This window comes from Rhodococcus sp. 1163, assembly GCF_002091985.1.
Taxonomy (GTDB): Bacteria; Actinomycetota; Actinomycetes; order Mycobacteriales; family Mycobacteriaceae; genus Rhodococcoides.
Genome location: NZ_MKKX01000016.1, coordinates 71105 through 90036 on the forward strand (window position 1 = coordinate 71105; position 18932 = coordinate 90036).

Genomic DNA, 18932 nt, shown 5'->3' on the forward strand with positions numbered 1-18932 from the left:
TGGTCGATGCGACAGAAGGGCTCGACCGTGCAAATTTATTGGGACCTTGTCGTCGAATTTTTCGTGCGGGCTATCGCTGACGCACCTATCGAAAGCTCTCCAGCGGAGGTTGCGGCGGGACGGAATGCTGCGGTGGAGCGCATGCTCGCGAGTAATTCGGCAGTAGTGAACTAGCTGAGGTGCACGATTCTCGATCCGGGTGGATCGAAAGGTCGGGTGCTCGAACGGTTGACGGTGCCGAGTCGAACCGAAATCGCCAAATCACGAACAGCGGGAAAGGTCGGCACGACTCCATGACACCGACCAGGTCATTGAAACGATGGTCCGCAAGCTGGGGTATCTATTCCTCCAGCCCATGATCGACACTTTGTGGGATCAGCTGACGGTGCCGGATACCGGCGCCCCGAACAGGCCGACTTTGTCGGTGACCGTTCGCGGCGGAGCCCCAGTCGTGAGCGTATAGCGCTGTGCCCGCCGTTGCCCTAACCGCCCGGGCTTGTTCGAAGTCCCGATCGACTGTGGCGGACGCTCTGATGATCATCGGCTTGCGTTGTCTACGCCCTGAGTCCGAGTCGCCGCCTCGATGCGGGATGCATGTAGCCTAAAACTACCGTTCGTGTAGTAGTTCGGTGCTGATGCGGGAGGATGCCGTGCTCGAAGACTCGTTGCCCTTGAGTTCGACTCAAGCTGATATCTGGTATGCCCAACAGCTCATGCCGGACATCCCGTTCACCATCGCGTATTACGTGGACATCACCGGTGAGGTCGACGTGGATGCGCTACTCGACAGTGGATCGAGAGCACACCTCGAATTCTCGTCGTCGAGTATGCGGATCGTAGACATCGAGGGGCAGCCTGCTCAGATATTCACGACACAGATTCATGACGTCGCGAACATTGTCGATCTCCGAGCTCACGAGAGCGCACTGAGTGCCGCGCTCCAGTGGATGGACAACGATTGTCGATCCCCGCTGCCGATGGATGGGCCACTTGTCCGGTTGCGGCTCTTTCGTCTCGCCGATGACCATGTGCTCTGGTACACCCGAGCCCACCACATCGCGCTCGACGGCTTTGCATCGATGAAAGTGCTCGAGCGTGCCGCCGCGATCTACTCGGCCTCTCGGGCGGGGACCGAACCGGAACATCTCCACCTGTCGTCTCCGGCCGCCCTTGTCGAAGAGGACGAACGATATCGAACGTCCTCGCGATTCGAACGTGACGGACGATTTTGGGAGACTACGAATCCTGATGCACCCGAATCGATTCCGGTCACCCTGGGTCGGGCGGTGCAGCCCGAACCGTTGTCCATGACGATCGGCGCGGACACCGACGCGCACCGGACGTCTTCGGCCGTTTCATGGTCGGTCGGCGATCGCGCAACATCGAGTGTGGTGATCGCTGCGTTCGCCGCTTTCCTTGCGCGCATGACCGGTTCCGACGACGTCCACTTGTCGTTGCCGGTGTCGGCGAGGACCACGGCATTGCTACGCCGTGCCGGATCCTCGGTGTCGAATGTGGTCCCGCTGCGATTGTCCGGAGTCGGATCGGCCACGGTCGACAGCGTCGTCAAATCGACAGAAGTGGCATTGAGTGGAGTATTGCGGCACCAGCGCAGCAGACCCAGTGCGTCAGTGAGCGGATCTCCGCTTCGCGTCGGCCAATTCGGGCCCACCATCAACGTGATGATGTTCGCCAACAACATCACCGTCGGTGATCTGGACGGTCAGATCCACATCGTGACGACGGGTCCGGTCGCCGATCTTGCGGTCAATATCTATCCGAGTAGAACTGCCACGCAACCCCGTATCGATTTCGAGGCGAACCCGGCCGTATACACAATTGGTGATCTATCCCGGTATCACTGCCGCTTCTTACATTTTCTCGACGGCTTCACCGAACCTGGTTGCGGAGACACCGCTGTGGCGGATCTCGAGCTCTTCTTTCCCGAAGAAACGCGAACCTCGCCCGCGTCCGTCGGCACAGATGCCGAGAGCTCGACTTCGCTGATCGAAGTGTTCGACGAGGCGGTCCGTCTCTACGGCGATCGGATTGCTGTCCGCGATACCGAAGTCGTCACGTATGCCGAATTGTCCACGCAGGTCGACCGTCTCGCCCGTGCATTGATCGACCGCGGAGTCGGGCCCGAGGGCATGGTTGCGGTCCGCGCGTCTCGATCGATCGCCGAAGTCGCGGCGTTCTGGGCAGTAGCGCGAGTGGGCGCAGTGTACGTCCCCATCGACCCGAACTATCCGCGGCAACGAGCGGAGTTCATCCTCCGCGACTGCTCTGCAAGTGTCGGCCTGTGCACATTCGAGCACCTCGAATCCGAACTGGGGGAGGTGCAATGGATGGACATCGACAATCCCTCCGAACCGACACACTCCGCCCCTGCTGTCGCATCGGCCGAGTGCAGGGCAGATAGCGCCGCATACGTCATCTACACCTCTGGCTCGACCGGCAAGCCGAAGGGAGCGATCGTCACTCACGACGGGATCGGTGCACTCACACAACATATTCGAGCCAGCTACCACCTCGACTCCTCCTCGCGCATCTGTCATCTCTCCTCACCGGGGTTCGACACTGCAGTCGTCGAACTGTTGGCGGCTGCGGTCTCCGGCGCGACGGTCGTGATCGCGCCTCCAGGCGTGTATGGCGGACTGGAACTCGCTGAACTACTTTCCCGCGAATCGATCACCCATCTGTTGATCACACCTTCGGCTCTGGCCACACTCGATTCATCAGAGCTGAAGGGCATCGAGACCATCATCATCGGTGGTGAGGCGGCACATCGAGATATCGTCGATCGCTGGTCCCCGAACCGCCGCTTGCTCAACGCCTACGGGCCGACCGAAACGACATGCAGTGTCACCATGACCGGCCCGCTACACACAGGTGAGGCGATCGGAATCGGTGCAGCCATGACAGGGGCGGCGATCTACCTCCTCGACCGCACCCTGCACCCGGTGCCCGCCGGTGCCACCGGAGAGATCTTCATCGAGACACGCGGGCTGGCCCGCGGATACCTCGGCCGCAGTGCTGAAACCGCGACGCGGTTCCTCGCAAACCCGTTCAGCAGTAATGGTTCACGACTTTTCCGTAGTGGCGACCTGGCGCGTCACCTGGCGGACGGAAACCTCGAATTTCTCGGCAGAACAGACGATCAGATCAAGATCCGAGGAAACCGGGTCGAACTCGGAGAAATCGACGCGGTACTGCGTGCGCATCCACAGGTCACCGCAGCATCCTCGACTGTGCGTTACGGCCCCGATGGCGGGCTACGCATCGACGGATACATCGTGCCCATCGAGCAGGCCGTCGATACCCAGCAGATTCGACTGGATATATCGCAGCGGTTGCCCGCCCACATGATTCCGTCGACAATCACGATTCTCGACGCGATCCCGCTGACGGTCAACAAGAAACTCGACCGCGCAGCACTCCCCGTGCCGGCGCCGCAGAATCAACGAAAGGTGCGCGGCGTCGAACCATCGGGTACCACCGAAGTTGCGATCGCAGCGGCGTATGCGCGCATTCTCGGTGCCGACCAAGTCGATGTCGAGACGTCCTTCTTCGATCTGGGTGGCGATTCGCTGGCAGCCACCAGAGTTCTCGCTCTCGTCCGCGTCGACACCAGCGTGGAGATCGGCGTACGAGACCTCACCGAGGCTCCTTCGGTCCGTGCTCTGTCTGCGCTGGTGGAAGCCCGGTCCACCGACCAGGGTTCGGCCTACCCGTCTGGTCCTGAGCGGGGCCTGGCGGACACTGCGGCGTACATCCCGCTCGCTCCGCAGCAGCGCCACATCGATCGAGGCGCACTCCTTCCGTTGTACAACTTGCCGTTCACCATCGACATCACGGGCTCGTTCGATGCGGGCGCGGCGGAAGCAGCGCTTGCAGATCTGACGGTCCGACATCGAAGCTTGAGGACGGTGTATCCGGATTCAGTGTGGGGCCCCAGCCAAGTCATCGAACAGAATGTTCGTCTTGCCGGACCAGCGTTCGGGGCGACTGCGTTCGATGCCGACGAGGTAGATGCGGTATTGGCAGAACCATTCGATGTTCGGTCCGAGCGTCCCATCCGGGCGCAGCTGTTCTCGCTCACTTCCGATCATCATCTGCTCGCGTGCGTTGTGCACCACATCGCTGCAGATGGGTGGTCAATGGGTGTGTTGGCTTCGGACTTCGTTCACGCGTATCGGGCCCGGGCCGCTGGCAGGACCGTTGATTGGACAGAGTTGCCGCTGGAGTACTCGGACTTCAGCGTATGGGCCGCAGCTCGGTCCACCGCCGCCGATATCGCATTCTGGCGCAAGGAGTTGCTTGGAGCACCACCAGATATCGGTTTGCCCCTGGACCGGCCGAGGCCAGACCTGTGGGATTTCTCCGGCGCCCGAGTTTCGCTGGAATTCGACTCCGCAGTCGTGGACGGACTGGATGAAGTCGCCCACCGTGCCCGGACAGGACGATTCACCGTACTTCGGTCAGCACTGCTCGTCCTTCTGGCGCGGCTCAGCACGACCACCGACATCGTCATCGGCACTCCTGTTGCAGCTCGGTACGATCCGAGGTTCGAGCAACTCGTAGGGATGTTCACCAATACGGTCGCCATCCGCACGAATATCGCGTCCGCGCGAACGTTCGACGATGTCCTTGCCCTGGCGCGTACCAGCGAACTGAGAGCACTCGACCACGCAACTGCCCCGTTCGTCGACGTCGCGGGTAATCTCGTCGAGGACCCCGTCGATTCCTTGCATCCACTCTTTCAAGTCGCCTTGTCCCTGGATATCTTCACCACTTCGAAGTTCGACGTCGACGACGCCCATTTCGAGGTAACTCCACGTCCACTGGATATCGCCAAATGTGATATGCACGTCCATGTCACCGAACGTCGGGACGAAGCGGGACTTGTCACCGCGATCGGGGTGGAGATCGTCTATCCGACGGCCTTGTTCGACGTGGCGACGATCGCCGAGTTCGGCCAGTCGTACGAGCAGGTCGTACGTGACATCATCGCCAATTCGACGGCGCAGTGGAACCGTGTACTCGACTGAGAAGCAATGCAATTCGTGCAATACGTGGTGCATCGCACGTGCAACTGAAAGTAGGAAAACCAGTGTCCACGATCAACGGCCTACCAGCCCACATTCTGTTGATTCACTTCGTCGTGGTCCTCGCGCCACTGACTGCACTTCTCGCCGTCGCGGCCAGTGTGTGGGCGGGAGCGCGTCGAAGATTCGTCTGGTTGATCGCGGCTCTGTCGGTGTTGATTCTGGTGCTGACACCGCTCACCACGGATGCCGGTGAATGGTTGGAAAAGCGCGTTCCGAAGTCCGCAGCAGTAGAGACGCATGCCGGGCTCGGCGACACCATGCTCTATTTCGCAATCGCAGCTGTCGTGGTTGCGGCATTGCTGGTACTCCAACATTTACGTGAACGCCGCGAGAAGCCGCCGGTGCGGTGGCTGTCGGTTGCCGTTGCCATTATTGCCGTTCTCGTCGGGGTGGCAACGATCGTCCAGGTGTATCGCATCGGAGATTCCGGTGCGCGCGCCGCGTGGGATGACACCGTCACGTCTGCCCCCGCGGAGGATGGTCCCAGCAAGTGACGGGAGTCAGCAGCGAGAACGGAGATCCGGCTCGAGGCACTTGCCGGTGCAGCTGCCTGCGAACGTTATTGGAAGACAGATGAAGGCGTTTCTCCGACCTCCGGCACGATGACGTCCTGAGCTACGTCGAACAGCGCTATCGAGATCGACGCGCATGCGGCTATCACCACCAGGCCTGCGACGACGACTGCGTAACGTTGGCGCGCTGGCGGGGGCTCGGTCAAAGCGTGCACTCGCCGGACGACATCGCCACCTGTACTTGCGAGTCTCCGAGACTCCACCTCCCGCTCGAGATGAGTGCGGAGCAAAGCCGTTCGCGCGAGCGCAGACACGGTCACATTCCGGCCGAAGGTTGCGGAGTACTCATCTGCTTGACGTTCCGCGGCGTGCCTCACCCGAACTACCAACGGGCGCAGCACCGGATCGAACTGGGCCGCGATCTCGCACAACTGAATCCATAGCGCATGGCGAAATCGCAGATGCGCACGTTCATGTTCGATAACTGCACGCAATTCGGCATCGGACAGAGCCTCGGCGAGGCCAGTGGTCACGACAACAGCACCGCCACCGGATGGCACGGCAAAAGCGTCGGGCTCAGCGGAGTCGACGAGAACTGTTCCCCCTGGCGTGCGGGCTTCGGCTCCGAAGCGCGCCGCCATTGAGGAACTGACGGCAACACGTCGAAGATGCCGTGACACTTCGATGGACCGCCAGAGAACCCATCCGAGAAGTGCAACACCGAGCACAATCGGGAAGGGATTGGGCGAAGAAACCAGGACTGCAGCAATTGCCACCATCGAGGCGACAATCGAGAATGCGGTCACGACGGCGAGAATTGGAAACAGCACTACAGCAGTCGAAGGAGTGAACCGGCGATCGATGCGTTCGATGTTCATGCGAATCGCCAGCGACACCACCCAGGGGAGTGCGGCCACGAACACAAGTAGCGTCACTGCCCGCGCTCATCCAGATCGCCTGCAGCAGGTGAGAGCAGAGTACGCAGAGTCGCCTCGTCCTCGGGGTCCAAGGATGCGACGAAACTTGCCAGCACATTCGCACGCTTGTCCCGCTCACCGAGCTCGGTTCGCATACGCATCGCGGCACGAAGCGCAGGAATCTCGCTTATCGGTGCGGTGAGGGTGTAGACGAAGGATCTGCCTCGGCGCTCCCGCTCGACCAGACCTTTGCCATGGAGTCGAACCAGCGCAGTCATCACGGTGGTGTGGGCGAGTTCGGCGTCCAGATGAGCGCGAGCCTCCGACACGGACAGCTCTCGATGCTCACCGAGTAACTGCACGATGGACTCTTCCAGCTGACCGGACGCTCGACGCACAGGTTTCACCTCAATCACTGATATGCCTCAAGGATAGTGCACTATCGCGCCACCTGACTGACGTGCCGGGTCGGTGCGGATTCGTCCGTAGTCGCAGTGTCGAGTCGGTGCAACGCGAAACCCCCGAGGGTGACCATGGCTGCGGCGATGAGTGCGCCGGCGCAGACGTCGGTGAGCCAGTGAACCCCGAGATACATGCGTGTGCAGGCGATAACGACGGTGAGGGCCAATGCGATACCCAGCAGCAGGACGCGTACCGCCGTTGGGCGTCGCGCGCTGACGATCAGCGCGATCATCAACAGCAGCGCTCCGCTACCGGTGACGTGCCCTGACGGGAATGAATGATCGGTTTCGAGAATGAGCTGCATCGACAGCGGTGGGCGGTCGCGGCCGACGATCAGTTTCAGTGCAGTGCACAGGATCGATGCTGCGGCGACCGTCGCAAGGAGCACCACCGCCGGGCCGTAGCGCTTCGTTCGCCAGATCAGCACTACCGCGACGAGGATGCCCAATGCTGCTGTTTCGGGCGGGCCACCTGCGGTGGTGATGGCTATTGCCAGGTGATCGAGGGTGGAACTTCGGTGATCGACGAACCATTGGGCGACGGGTGCATCTGCGCCGGTCAGAGCGCCGTTGCTGTGTACTGCGACGGCCAGGACCAGCACAGCGAAGGCACAGCCCAGCGCGGAGAAGAGCGCCGCGCGGACTCCATTCTCGCGTGTCCTGAGCACTATCCCGAGTACGACGAGACCGAGGCCGATCGCGAGGCCGACGGCTTCGACGTCGGTGGAGGCGGCTTCGGTGAATACTTCGGTGACCGTGGAATGCACGGCGGACATCGATGAGGAGAGGAGCACGGTCATCAGTGTGCAGAGGTGATCCTGAAGAACCGCTGAAAGCGAATCCCCGGTCACCTGTTGGTTCTGGTGTACTTCTTGGGACGTACAGAGATGGAGCTGTCGATGCGGGTACTGGTGGTCGAGGACGAAGTGCGTCTTGCGGAGATGGTGCGACGCGGTCTGGTAGCCGAGGGTTTCGCTGTCGAGGTCGAGCACGACGGTGACGACGGGTTCCACACCGCGGTCTCCGGCGAATTCGACGCACTCGTGCTCGACATCATGTTGCCGGGCAAGCATGGCTACGACATCGTGCGGGATCTGCGGGCGCAGGGTGTGTGGACGCCGATCCTGATGCTCTCGGCCAAGGACGGTGAATACGATTTGGCCGATGCGTTCGATCTCGGTGCGGATGACTATCTGATCAAACCATTTTCGTTCGTGGTGTTGGTTGCCAGGTTGCGGGCTCTGGTGCGGCGAGGTGCTCCGGATCGTCCTGCAGTGTTGACCGTCGGCGATTTGGAATTGGATCCGGCGCGGCACCGCGTCATGCGGGCGGGATCGGAACTATCGCTCACCCCACGGGAGTACAGCGTGCTCGAGTTCCTGATGCGGCGCAGTGGGGTTGTGGTCACCAAGTCCGAGATCGTCCGGTCGGTGTGGGATGCGCACTACGACGGGGACGAGAACATCGTCGAGGTCTATATCGGCTACCTCCGTAAGAAGGTGGATCAGCCGTTCGGCCGCAAGAGTATCGAGACAATACGGGGAGTCGGATACCGACTCGCAACAGGTACCAGCGACTGAGAGATGTGTTGTGATCGGAGTGATGTAGGTAGCGCCCGAGGGCAGTAAGCCTTCGGGCGCTACGGGTCGGGTCGAACTGTGAGTTACTGTCCCGGTGCGTCTGCGACGTCGCCGGACTCGGGCAGGTCCACCGAGCCCGGTGCGTCCGGGGTGTCTCCGGCTTCCGGTGTGTCGACGACGCTGCTGCCGCCCGGTGTTGCTGCGTGATCGAGGGTGTGACCGGCGGCGATGCCGCCGCCGATGGATCCGCTTGCCAGCGCTACGGCAGCGACGGCAACAATCTTGTTCTTGATGTCCACGAGGTTCCTTCGGTCGTCGGTGTGCACATATCGTTCGTGCGGTACAGGACCGAATATCGCAGTCGGCTCCTGAAGGATCCCTGTGGAGAGCTGAAAGGGTCCGTGGCTTTCGTGAGCGTGCGGTGATCGACCCGATCCTTCTGGTATGTCGCGTTCGACAATGCCGGCCAGTCGGAGCCGAACCAGCGCCGGAATGCCTCACGTACCGAGAATTCGACGATGCGCGCGAGAGTCACCAGGGTTTCAGTGACGTGAGGATGCTCGCAACACCTCTCACGCGGACGCCGACCCATCTTCAGGTTGGATCTACGCCCTCGCTGCGTCTTCAGCGTTGGAATTGTCCGCGGCGGTGTCGAGGACGTCGGCTTTGGTGATGCTCAGGTATGCAACGGAACCAACGATGGCAATCACGAACACGGTGGTGACGATGGTTGATCCGAGTCCGAGCCCGCCGGCAGTCTTGTCCTGGGTCAGGTAGTCACCGATGGACGCGCCGAGTGGGCGGGTGACGATGTATGCGATCCAGAATGCGAGGACGGCGTTGAGGCGTAGGCCGTAATATGCGGCGGTGACCAGGGCGATGATGGCGGCAAAGATGAGCGCCGACGTCAGGTATCCCAGTTCGATCTGCTCCGCAACCAGATCGCCCGCAGCGGTACCGAGTGCGAAAGTGAACAGGATTGCGAGCCAGTAGAACCCTTCTCGGCGGCGGGTTCGGATGCTGTGTATCGAGAGTGTTCCCTCGGAGATATACCAGGTTGCGAAGGTGAGGATCAGTCCGGCGGTGAAGAACCCGGTGCTTGTTGCAAGGGGCACGCCGAATTTGTCGGTGAGATTATCGGTGATCAATGTGCCCGCGACGCTGATCAGGATAACCACCAACCAGTACGCCCACGGCACGTAGCGCCGAAGGGTGAACTGGTAGAGCAGCGCAGCGACCAACATGATGCCGACGACGACAGTGGTCCCGGTAAGACCGAAGCCGAGATCCATGTTAAGAGCGTCGGCGGCCGTCTCTCCAACCGTGGTTCCCAGGATCTTGATGATCCAGAAGTAGAGCGTCACCTCGGGGACTTTGCTCGCCAACATGCGTGTGGTGGTCATGGAATGGGACTCTGGCAGAGCGGTCCTGAAGGGATGCTGAAGATGGTCATTGTCTTCGGCGCTGCAGGTAGGAGACTGGTGGCGTGATGTCCTACATCGATGTACTGCGGCCACGACGTTGGACCGTGCGGGTGCGCTCGGCGGTTGCCTCGACCCTGGTTGTCGCCGTGTGCCTGATCGTGGCGGGCGGCGCGTTGTTGGGTGTTCTCTACAACTCCCTCGAATCCTCCAGCCGTACTGCCGCAGCGGCGCGAGCTGTGCAGGTGTCCGAGCAGCTCAAGTCCGATTCGCCGTCGCAGATCGACGATTCGCTGTTGGCTACCGACGGTCAGATCGGGATCGTGCAGATCGTCGACGCGTCCGGAGTAGTACTCGCCTCCTCTAGTGGAGATGGAGACACACCGTTGTCCACAGTCGACGTTGAACCTTCGACCACGCAGGATCTCGGCCGTGTCGAACGCGACGAGAGTGGCGATTTCTGGGTGACGGGCCGCGGTGCGACGACGCGAGAGGGGCCGGTGACGGTGGTGGTGGGTGCCGATCGTGAACCGGTCGAAGATGTCGTCACCACGGTCGCAGTTCTACTGGCCATCGTCGGCCCCATTGTGATCGCGCTCGTCGCGTTGGCGACGTACCGACTCGTCGGTGCAGCGTTGAGCCCCGTCGAACGGATCCGGACTCGCGTGGCATCGATCTCCAATGGTCAACTTGGGGAGCATATTCCGGTTCCAGAAGCACACGACGAGATCGCCCGACTTGCGGTGACCATGAACGAGATGTTGGAGCGGCTCCACGCCGGGCAGCGTGCGCAGCAGCGATTCGTCAGTGATGCCTCCCACGAACTCCGAAGCCCACTCGCCACCATTACTGCTGCTCTCGAACTCGCTGCAGCACGACCGGAGCTGATCGACGAAACATTGATAGACGAGTCGCTACTTCCCGAAGCGCGCCGGATGCGGGGATTGATCGAAGATCTTCTGCTGCTTGCTCGTTCGGACGAAAAGCAGACTGCTATCAGCGCAGTCGACGTCGACCTCGACGATCTTCTGTACGAGGAAGGTAAGCGGGTCGAATCGATGGCGGACGTGACTATTCGGACGTCGATCGTTCCTGTTCGTGTGACAGGGGATCAGCAGGCGCTGGCGCGGATGGTGCGCAATCTCGTCGACAACGCGATCCGGCATGCGCACAGCCGAGTGGAATTGTCCTGCGCAGAGTCCGGCGGGTCCGCTCTGATCACCGTAGATGACGATGGTCCGGGTATTGCTGAGTCGGAGCGAGAGCGAGTGTTCGACCGATTCGTGCGACTCGACGCGTCCCGAACACGTAACGACGGCGGTGCGGGTCTGGGTTTGGCCATTGTTGCCGGCACGGTTGCCGCACATGCTGGTTCGGTGACTGTTCTCCAATCGCCACTGGGCGGCGCTCGTTTCGAGATCAGATTACGCATGGGGTCGGACTGTGAACTCGCGAGCGATAGGACCTGATCCGTCACCGAGGTTGCCACCGGCAGTAACGGGGGTGGCTCACCTAAGGTGGTGTGATGATCGACATTCGGTTGCGTAGAACGATTCGCTTTGCACCGATGGCGTTGGTTCCGATCCTGCTGATCGCCAGCACCTTTCCTGGGGAGTTCCACGTCCCGTTGAGTTACTGGCTCCTAGGATGCGCGTCGGCGGCGATCTTCGCCGTAGGCGACAGGGCACCGCTCGCCGCGTCCATCACGCTGTCGGCGTTGTCGGTGCCGATGTTCGCCGCGCAGGCATGGGGCGTCTCTGAGCTTGTGCCCTACCTTGGTGCTGTAGCCCTGGGCGAGGTGGCTTTACGCTCGTCCAGGGCATCTCGGATTTTCGCAGCCGTGGTCTGGGCAGGTGCGTTGGTGCTCGGGTCGTGGCTCGACCACCCCGATATCTTGTGGCGCTGGGCAACAGTTGTCTCGACTGCACTTTTCGTCGGACTCCCTCTGCTGCTTGGTCTGTACGTTCGTTCGCAGCGCGAGCTTGCGGCGACCTATGGACAACGCGCCGCGGACGCAGAAGCCCGGACGGCCACAGCTGAAACAAGTGCACGATCAGCGGAGCGAACAGCTGTGGCAAGAGAATTGCATGACCTCGTCGCGCACCACATGGCTGCGATCGTGTTGCGGATAGGGGTAGCGCGACACGTAATCGGAGGGGTCGATCCACGAGTGGATGAAGTGTTCGATGATGTACACCTCACAGCATCGGATGCATTGGCCGACATTCGCCGACTCCTTGCCGCGTTGCGCGATCCGTCCCTGGACGAAGTCCCTCTTGTGGATCCCGACGCCGTACGGTCCGAAATTTTCGACGCCATAGATCGCACTCGACGTGCCGGATACGAAGTGAAGGCCCATGTGGATGCAGATATCAGCGAACTGGATGCAATCAGCAGGCTCTCGTTGCTCAGGGTTGTGCAGGAGGCGTTGACGAATGTCATGAAACACGCGGCCACCGCGTCGGCTGTGAATCTGTCGATAGTTCGCAAGGGTGCGGGGTTCTCGGTTCGAATCACCAATATTGGAGTCAAAAATAGCCCGCCTAGCGGCGAAGGATACGGAGTCGTCGGCATGAGAGAACGCATAGCCCTTCTGGGCGGACAACTAGCGACAGCAGCAACCGTCGACGGATGGGAACTCGATGCGTGGATCCCCGCCGCAGCAGACGCTGCCCCTGCAACACCTGGACACACGCTGTGATCCGGTTGACGATCATCGACGATCAACGCTTGATACGGGCCGGCCTTCGGATGTTGTGCGAGTCGACACCGGATTTGGCCGTTGTCGGCGAAGGATCCAACGGCGTAGAGGCAATTCGGTTGGCCGCCGAACTCTCACCCGATGTGACCTTGATGGATCTCGGGATGCCCGGTCTCGGCGGTATCGAGGCAACGAGACAGATCGTGGCATCCCACCCTGGATCGAAGGTGCTGGTGCTGACAACCTTCGATGACGACGATCACCTTTACCCCGCGTTGGCCGCCGGCGCTGCCGGGTTTCTGGTGAAGGACACCGCGCCGGTGGACCTGCTGAACGCAATCCGGCGAACGGCAGACGGCGACTTTTTGTTCTCACCACAGCTCATGCGTCGAATCGTAGATCGCGCCCTCACTGCCGCCCCGCACGGTCCGGACGGTCCAGAAGCCGAGATCCCAACAGCCTCGTTGACTGCGCGAGAACAGGACGTGCTGAAGCTGGTCAGCGAAGGTTTGAGCAATCAAGAGATCGGGAGTCGACTGCACATCGGTGTAACCACGGTGAAATCGCACATTTCGAACCTTATGGAGAAAACGGGGTGCGACAACCGAGTCCGTCTTGCGATATTCGCCAATCGCATTTGTCAATGATGCTTTTCATGTTGTGCCGGTATCGAATTCATGCCCGAAGTATCGAGTGGAGGGCTGAGCGTCTGCGCTGATCGATCACCCGACTCGACCACCACGAACTGCCCCATCATTCCCTGATCTTCATGCATCAACATGTGGCAGTGGTACATGTATGGCTGCGCTGTATCGGTGTACTCGTCGAACCTCAGTGCCAGCCGTATCCGCTGACCCGGAGGTGTGTACACAGTGTCCTTCCATCCAGCGAGCTCGGGCGGCGGTGGAGCCCCGTCGATGTCGACGATCTGAAACTGTGCATCGTGTACGTGAAAGTTGTGTGGCCAATTGTCCACGTTCTTCACCGTCCATACCTCGGTGGTATCGACAATCGACGCAAAGTCGATGCGGTTCATATCCATGCGTTGGCCGTTGATCATGAACCATCGCATTTCAAATGTTCGCTCTACCACGGGCCTCCCGATATCCAGTTTCGGTAGAACCGAAAGTACAGCAGGGAGCTCCGGCGACGCTCTGAGACGTTGCTTTCCGCGCAGTTCGAGAATATCGAAGGTATCCGCAAAGCCGAAGGTGTCGGCGGATTCCCGACCCACACCGCCGTGATCGTCGATCGGAAATGATTTCAGTATCGAATCCGTTCCCGATTCGATACTGACGATCACCTCGACGCGTTCACCCGGGCTGATCTGAATCCTACTCAACAACAAGGGCTTTCCCAGCAAGCCACCGTCTGTCGCTACGAGCTGGAACTCGCGGAAGTCTTCGAACCCGAGGTTGTACAAGCGTCCTGACGATCCGTTGAGGATGCGGAGTCGAATGCGTTCGGTAACGACAGGCAGGAACGCTCCGGCGATACCGTTGGTGACAATAGTGTCGCCCAGCAGCCCGATATCGGTGGAATCCGATTCGTCGAGACTCCCGTCCTCCTTGAATCGACGATCTTGAATGATGAGCGGTACGTCGTCCACTCCGTAGTCACCGGGCAGTCCGAGGGAATCGGAAACAGCATCGTCGACGAGGAAAACCCCCGCGAGTCCGCGATACACGTGCTTTTCCGACGAACCGTGTGGGTGCGGGTGGTACCACAGTGTTGCGCTCGGCTGGTCGATGGTCCATGTCGGTTCCCACTTGTCACCGGGGTCGATACTCTGAAGGGGCCCGCCATCGAAGCGGGCTGGAACGTGCATTCCATGCCAATGCACGGTCGTTGGCTCGGGCAGCGAATTTTCGACAGTGAAAGCCACAGTCTCGCCGCGACGAGCACGCAACGTCGGCCCCAGCTGCGAACCGTTGTATCCCCAAGTGGCCGTCGTCTTCCCAGCGACCAGCTCTGCGGCGCCGGCTGCTGCGATCAGCTCGAAATGACGGGTGCCGTTGGCATCGATCCGGGACTCGGCAATGGGCGGTATCGGCAACTGCCGCAACGGCGACGCTCGAACCGGTTCGTTCCCGCCGCCGCTGCATCCGGCGAATATCACGATCGGTGTCGCGGCAAGGCCTGTCAAGAAGTGCCTTCTGGATAGTTGTTTCACGATGCTCCTCGTTCGGGCGGGACAGTGCGATGCCCCGCACCTTCCCGACCAGTCTTCCTAGTTGGAACGGTCGAATCTTCGGTCCGATGGGCCCCCCACTGCGGTAAGCCCTCCTACCCAGGTACCTGGTCGTAGAAGCGTTTCCCGTGCTGGGTAGTCGGTTGCGTTCGTACCGCAGCGAGTTCTCCGAAGGGCTGCGTCGAGCATCGTCGGATGAAAGGGGTCCGGATTCACCGCAGCCCGGGGGCCTGGACAGAGCGGGTGTCGAGAAACGGACATATTCGGCCTTCGCAACATTAAGCTGACGAAACGCAGATCATGAGGAGGCCCCATGACGCAGCTCGGTCCAGATGAACAGACCGGTCGCCAGTCCGATGTGGACGGGTTCGAAGAGGTCGATCAGCAGTCGGCCGGTGAACGGGCCGAAGAGGTTAAGCCGGGCCGGCGGAAGCGTCAATGGATCGGACTCGCGGCCGGCGTACTGCTGGCCGTGGTCGTCTACGCGATCATGCCGGCAGATGTCGATCATGCTGCGCGGTTGACCGCCGGGACCGCGGTTCTGATGGGTATCTGGTGGATGACGGAGGCCATCCCGATTCCCGCAACTGCACTGTTGCCCCTCATAATTTTCCCGATCTTCGATCCCGACGTCGCCGTCAACGACGTGGGAGCGTCCTATGGCAACAACATCATTTTCTTGTTCATGGGTGGCTTCCTACTGGCTCTTGCGATGCAACGGTGGAACCTTCACCGTCGGATTGCATTGCTGACTGTCAACGCCATGGGCACCAAGCCGACGATGGTGATCGCCGGATTCATGATCGCGACGGGTTTTCTGTCTATGTGGGTCTCGAATACCGCCACTGCGGTCATGATGATCCCCATTGGTGTCTCGGTTCTGGTTCTGGTGCTCGACATCGGAAAGAAGGCCGGGGTGGAGCACGCCACCGAAGAAGCTGGCACGGACCCTTCCGCGCAGGCACATTCGGCGTCGCCCGATGACCTGCCGACCGACGTGACGGTCACCGAGGCGGTGATCAAAAGCAATTTCGGGACCGCCCTGATGTTGGGCATCGCCTACGCCGCTTCGATCGGCTCTTTGGGGACCATCATCGGTACACCCCCTAATACCTTGCTCGTGGGATATTTGGAGGGCGAGGGGATCACCATCGGATTCTTCGAATGGATGGTTGCCGGAGTTCCACTCGCCGTCGTTCTACTGCTAGTCGCATGGTTTTTGCTCACCCACGTCTTGTTCAAGCCCGAGATCGACGACATCCCCGGCGGTAAGGGCCTCATCAGGGGAGAACTCGATGCTCTGGGGAAGATGTCACAGGGTGAGATCCGGGTGGCAGTCATCTTCTGTCTAGCGGCTACATCCTGGGTCGCGGTTCCGCTGATCTTCGATGACCCCCCGATCTCCGATACCGGCATCGCCATGACCGCGGCCATTCTGTTGTTCTTACTCCCCAGCGGAGGTAAGGCCGGAGTGCGTCTTATCGACTGGGACACGGCAATCAAACTGCCGTGGGGGGTATTGCTGCTGTTCGGCGGTGGACTCGCCCTATCGGCCCAGTTTCAGTCCAGCGGCCTGACCGATTGGATCGGTAGCGTGGCAGCGGGTCTCGACACGATCCCCGTGATCCTGTTGGTCGTCGTGACAACGACCGCGACCATCTTCCTGACCGAGCTCACCAGCAATACTGCGACAGCGGCGACATTTCTTCCGTTGGCAGGCGGTGTGGCGATGGGCATGGATCTCGATGTGCTGCTTCTGACGATTCCGGTCGCGCTCGCGGCAACATGCGCGTTCATGCTGCCGGTGGCGACACCACCGAACGCCGTCTCGTACGCGAGTGGCTACATCACGATCGGTCAGATGATGCGAGGTGGCCTATGGCTCAACCTCATCGCGATAGCTCTGATCACCGTCGCCAGCTATACCGTCTTTGCCTGGTCCTTGGGAATCGCGTCGTGACGATCTGCTCGGTCTGAAGAGGCATGCTGGGAATTTGTAAGAGAAACAGCGCAAGAGAAACAGCTTTGCCAGGAACACGAATTCGACTCGACGAAAAAGGTATGAGTGATGTCAGGGGACTCGGCACACCGACTCGAGCGGTGGCAACGATATTGGAACAAGCAATCGGCCAACTACGACAAACATATGACATTCCTCGATCGAGTTCTCTTTCGAGACACCAGATCGTGGGTCTGCGCCCGAGCCGAAGGTCGGGTGCTCGAGATTGCCATCGGTACTGGCCTCAATCTGGACCACTACCCAGCTGGCGTCGAATTGACCGGCATCGAACTCAGCCCGGAGATGCTTGCTCGCGCAGGCAGCAAGTCCAGGGAAGCCATGCCCGGAGCGCAACTGATGCTCGGTGACGCGCAGGCCCTGACCTTCGACGACGAGTCCTTCGATACGGTCGTCTGCACGTTCTCGCTCTGCGCAATACCCGATCCCGATGCGGCACTGGCAGAGATGACGCGTGTCCTTCGGCCCGGAGGGATATTGCTGCTGGCCGACCATGTGGCTTCGTCCATTCGGGTCGTTCGATGGCTTCAACGAGTCATCGAGTTGATCAGCGTCCCGATGGGGGGTGAGCACTTCCTCCGACGACCCTCCGACTCCGTCAGCCGCAACCGAAATTTCACCATCGAGGAAATCGACCGGTTCACACTCGGGCTGGTCGAACGTTTGCGGGCACAACGGAAATGAGTGCCGATGTCGTAGTGAGGGCACGCATCGAACTTCCGACCATCCACCCTATTACCTGAACATCTCGGGTCGGTTCGCATACTCTGACCTGACAATTGGTGTTCCACCGTGATAGCTAACGTGCACTCTGAAAGGCTAGGTCGCTTCAGTGCTGATCATAGGAATTATTCTCTTCGGTCTTCTGATAGGTGCCGGCGCGCAGTTGATCTTGGGCAGGTCCAAGACCGGCATGGACTGGACGCTGGCGTTCACCGCCGGCATCGTGGGCTCCTTCGTCGGTGGCTTGGTGGTGAGTTCGATTGCCGGCGACGGAATATCGCTACGGCCAAGCGGAATCATCGGATCTCTGCTTGGAGCATTGCTCGTCACGGCACTTTGGCAGCGGTTCAGCCCGGCCAGATCGAACTCCCAGTAGTGGGAGCGAGTCACGCAGGCGCTTCTAGGCTCCGCGATACTGTCCTGGCCTCTTCTCGACGAACGCGGTGATGGCCTCCTGGTGGTCTTCGGTGTGATGAGCCATGGCTTGCATGGCCGCTGACAGCTGCAACAGCGATTCCAAGGACTGGTGTTCGGACTCCCGAAGAAGCTGTTTCGTCATTCGTACCGAATGCGGTGGGTTCTTGGCCACGCGCGTGGCCAACTCGGTTGCCTTCTCCAGAAGCTCCTCTGGTTCGACCACGTAGTTGACCAGTCCCAATTCGAGTGCAGTCGCCGCAGTCACTCGGTCACCGGTCAGTGCCATCTCCGCCGTCCGTGCTCGACCGATCGTCTTCGTCAGCAGCCACGCTCCACCGTCACCGGGGATGATGCCGAGCTGCACGAAGCTCTCCGCAAAAAATGCTGTGGTCGAGGCGACGCGCATGTCGCACATCAACGCCAGATCGCACCCTGCACCGACGGCAGGCCCGTTGACAGCTGCGATAACCGGGACCTCGCAGTGATAGAGCGCAAGAGGGATGCGCTGGATACCGGACCGGTAGCCGTTGTAGACGGTGTGCGGACTGCCCGCGAACATGCTTGTGCGGTCCACCATGTCTTTGACGTTGCCGCCAGCAGAAAACGCGGTTCCCGCGCCGGTGAGCACGACGGCTCTGACGTCGGGATCTTCGTTGACCGCGGCGACGCGTTCACACAGGGCGTCGATCATCGATACGTTGGAGATGGCGTTCCGAACCTCGGGCATGTTCAATGTCCACGTTTCGACGTGGTCGGAGCGGCTGACGAGCAGGGGAGACGAGTCGGGCATGTGGGTGTCCGTTCTGTGAAGGGATGTCCAGGCGATCGCGGCGCGATTATTCGATCGATACCAAAGTGTGGCGAAGACGGGAAGGCCCGTG

Annotated in this window: 16 protein-coding genes; 9 read left to right on the forward strand and 7 right to left on the reverse strand. The window is 60.6% G+C overall.

The genetic code is table 11. The annotated features are described in order from the left end of the window. The first annotated feature begins 635 nt into the window (after positions 1 to 635). Together BJD99_RS02980 and BJD99_RS02985 are read left to right on the forward strand one after the other, a co-directional pair. Positions 636 to 5051 (forward strand): amino acid adenylation domain-containing protein, encoded by a 4416-nt coding sequence (locus BJD99_RS02980; protein ID WP_256895421.1) that lies wholly within the window; start codon positions 636 to 638, stop codon positions 5049 to 5051. Positions 5052 to 5113: 62 nt separating this feature from the next. Then, on the forward strand, positions 5114 to 5605 hold the full coding sequence (locus BJD99_RS02985; RefSeq protein ID WP_084345389.1) for a DUF2231 domain-containing protein: 492 nt from the start codon (positions 5114 to 5116) through the stop codon (positions 5603 to 5605). Between the two features lie 65 nt (positions 5606 to 5670). Here BJD99_RS02985 and BJD99_RS02990 read toward each other — a convergent pair whose 3' ends face one another. The 3 genes from BJD99_RS02990 to BJD99_RS03000 are packed head-to-tail and all read right to left on the reverse strand — an operon-like array spanning position 5671 to position 7795. Further along, on the reverse strand, positions 5671 to 6558 hold the full coding sequence (locus BJD99_RS02990; protein WP_084345310.1) for a M56 family metallopeptidase: 888 nt from the start codon (positions 6556 to 6558) through the stop codon (positions 5671 to 5673). Beyond that, the gene (locus BJD99_RS02995) at positions 6555 to 6938 is read right to left on the reverse strand and encodes a BlaI/MecI/CopY family transcriptional regulator (RefSeq protein ID WP_084345311.1); all 384 of its coding nucleotides are present in this window, start codon (positions 6936 to 6938) and stop codon (positions 6555 to 6557) included. Before BJD99_RS02995 ends, BJD99_RS02990 begins: the two co-directional genes overlap by 4 nt. 41 nt (positions 6939 to 6979) lie before the next feature. After that, positions 6980 to 7795, reverse strand: a complete 816-nt coding sequence (locus BJD99_RS03000; RefSeq protein WP_218775701.1) for a phosphatase PAP2 family protein — start codon at positions 7793 to 7795, stop codon at positions 6980 to 6982. Positions 7796 to 7900: 105 nt separating this feature from the next. Here BJD99_RS03000 and BJD99_RS03005 point away from each other — a divergent pair, with 105 nt between their 5' ends. Then, complete coding sequence (locus BJD99_RS03005; RefSeq protein ID WP_084345390.1) at positions 7901 to 8581, forward strand: response regulator transcription factor; 681 nt, start codon at positions 7901 to 7903, stop codon at positions 8579 to 8581. Positions 8582 to 8664: 83 nt separating this feature from the next. Here BJD99_RS03005 and BJD99_RS03010 read toward each other — a convergent pair whose 3' ends face one another. Together BJD99_RS03010 and BJD99_RS03015 are read right to left on the reverse strand one after the other, a co-directional pair. Continuing rightward, a complete protein-coding gene (locus BJD99_RS03010) occupies positions 8665 to 8880 on the reverse strand; it encodes a hypothetical protein (protein ID WP_143542035.1) in 216 nt (71 codons plus the stop codon). A gap of 306 nt (positions 8881 to 9186) precedes the next feature. Beyond that, positions 9187 to 9984, reverse strand: coding sequence for a hypothetical protein (locus BJD99_RS03015; RefSeq protein ID WP_084345314.1), 798 nt, complete (start codon positions 9982 to 9984; stop codon positions 9187 to 9189). Positions 9985 to 10070: 86 nt separating this feature from the next. Between BJD99_RS03015 and BJD99_RS03020 the strand changes: the two genes are divergently transcribed. The 3 genes from BJD99_RS03020 to BJD99_RS03030 are packed head-to-tail and all read left to right on the forward strand — an operon-like array spanning position 10071 to position 13350. Next, positions 10071 to 11471 (forward strand): cell wall metabolism sensor histidine kinase WalK, encoded by a 1401-nt coding sequence (locus BJD99_RS03020; RefSeq protein WP_084345315.1) that lies wholly within the window; start codon positions 10071 to 10073, stop codon positions 11469 to 11471. Positions 11472 to 11527: 56 nt separating this feature from the next. Continuing rightward, complete coding sequence (locus BJD99_RS03025) at positions 11528 to 12703, forward strand: sensor histidine kinase (RefSeq protein WP_084345316.1); 1176 nt, start codon at positions 11528 to 11530, stop codon at positions 12701 to 12703. Further along, positions 12700 to 13350, forward strand: a complete 651-nt coding sequence (locus BJD99_RS03030) for a response regulator transcription factor (RefSeq protein WP_084345317.1) — start codon at positions 12700 to 12702, stop codon at positions 13348 to 13350. The genes BJD99_RS03025 and BJD99_RS03030 overlap by 4 nt, the downstream gene beginning before the upstream one ends. On the opposite strand, the gene BJD99_RS03035 is transcribed toward BJD99_RS03030, so the two are convergent. Further along, positions 13344 to 14876, reverse strand: a complete 1533-nt coding sequence (locus tag BJD99_RS03035; protein WP_084345318.1) for a multicopper oxidase family protein — start codon at positions 14874 to 14876, stop codon at positions 13344 to 13346. The genes BJD99_RS03030 and BJD99_RS03035 overlap by 7 nt on opposite strands. Positions 14877 to 15207: 331 nt before the next feature. On the opposite strand from BJD99_RS03035, the gene BJD99_RS03040 reads away from it, so the two are divergent. The 3 genes from BJD99_RS03040 (at position 15208) to BJD99_RS03050 (ending at position 18010) form a co-directional block, all read left to right on the forward strand. Continuing rightward, positions 15208 to 16854 (forward strand): DASS family sodium-coupled anion symporter, encoded by a 1647-nt coding sequence (locus tag BJD99_RS03040; RefSeq protein ID WP_084345319.1) that lies wholly within the window; start codon positions 15208 to 15210, stop codon positions 16852 to 16854. A 108-nt stretch (positions 16855 to 16962) separates the two neighbouring features. After that, positions 16963 to 17595, forward strand: coding sequence for a class I SAM-dependent methyltransferase (locus tag BJD99_RS03045; protein WP_084345320.1), 633 nt, complete (start codon positions 16963 to 16965; stop codon positions 17593 to 17595). Between the two features lie 148 nt (positions 17596 to 17743). Beyond that, positions 17744 to 18010 carry a GlsB/YeaQ/YmgE family stress response membrane protein gene (locus BJD99_RS03050; RefSeq protein WP_084345321.1) on the forward strand — a complete coding sequence of 89 codons (267 nt, stop codon included), beginning with the start codon at positions 17744 to 17746 and terminating at the stop codon, positions 18008 to 18010. Between the two features lie 24 nt (positions 18011 to 18034). On the opposite strand, the gene BJD99_RS03055 is transcribed toward BJD99_RS03050, so the two are convergent. Beyond that, positions 18035 to 18841: a crotonase/enoyl-CoA hydratase family protein gene (locus tag BJD99_RS03055; RefSeq protein WP_084345322.1), complete on the reverse strand. Its 807-nt coding sequence runs from the start codon at positions 18839 to 18841 to the stop codon at positions 18035 to 18037. Between the last annotated feature and the right edge of the window lie 91 nt (positions 18842 to 18932).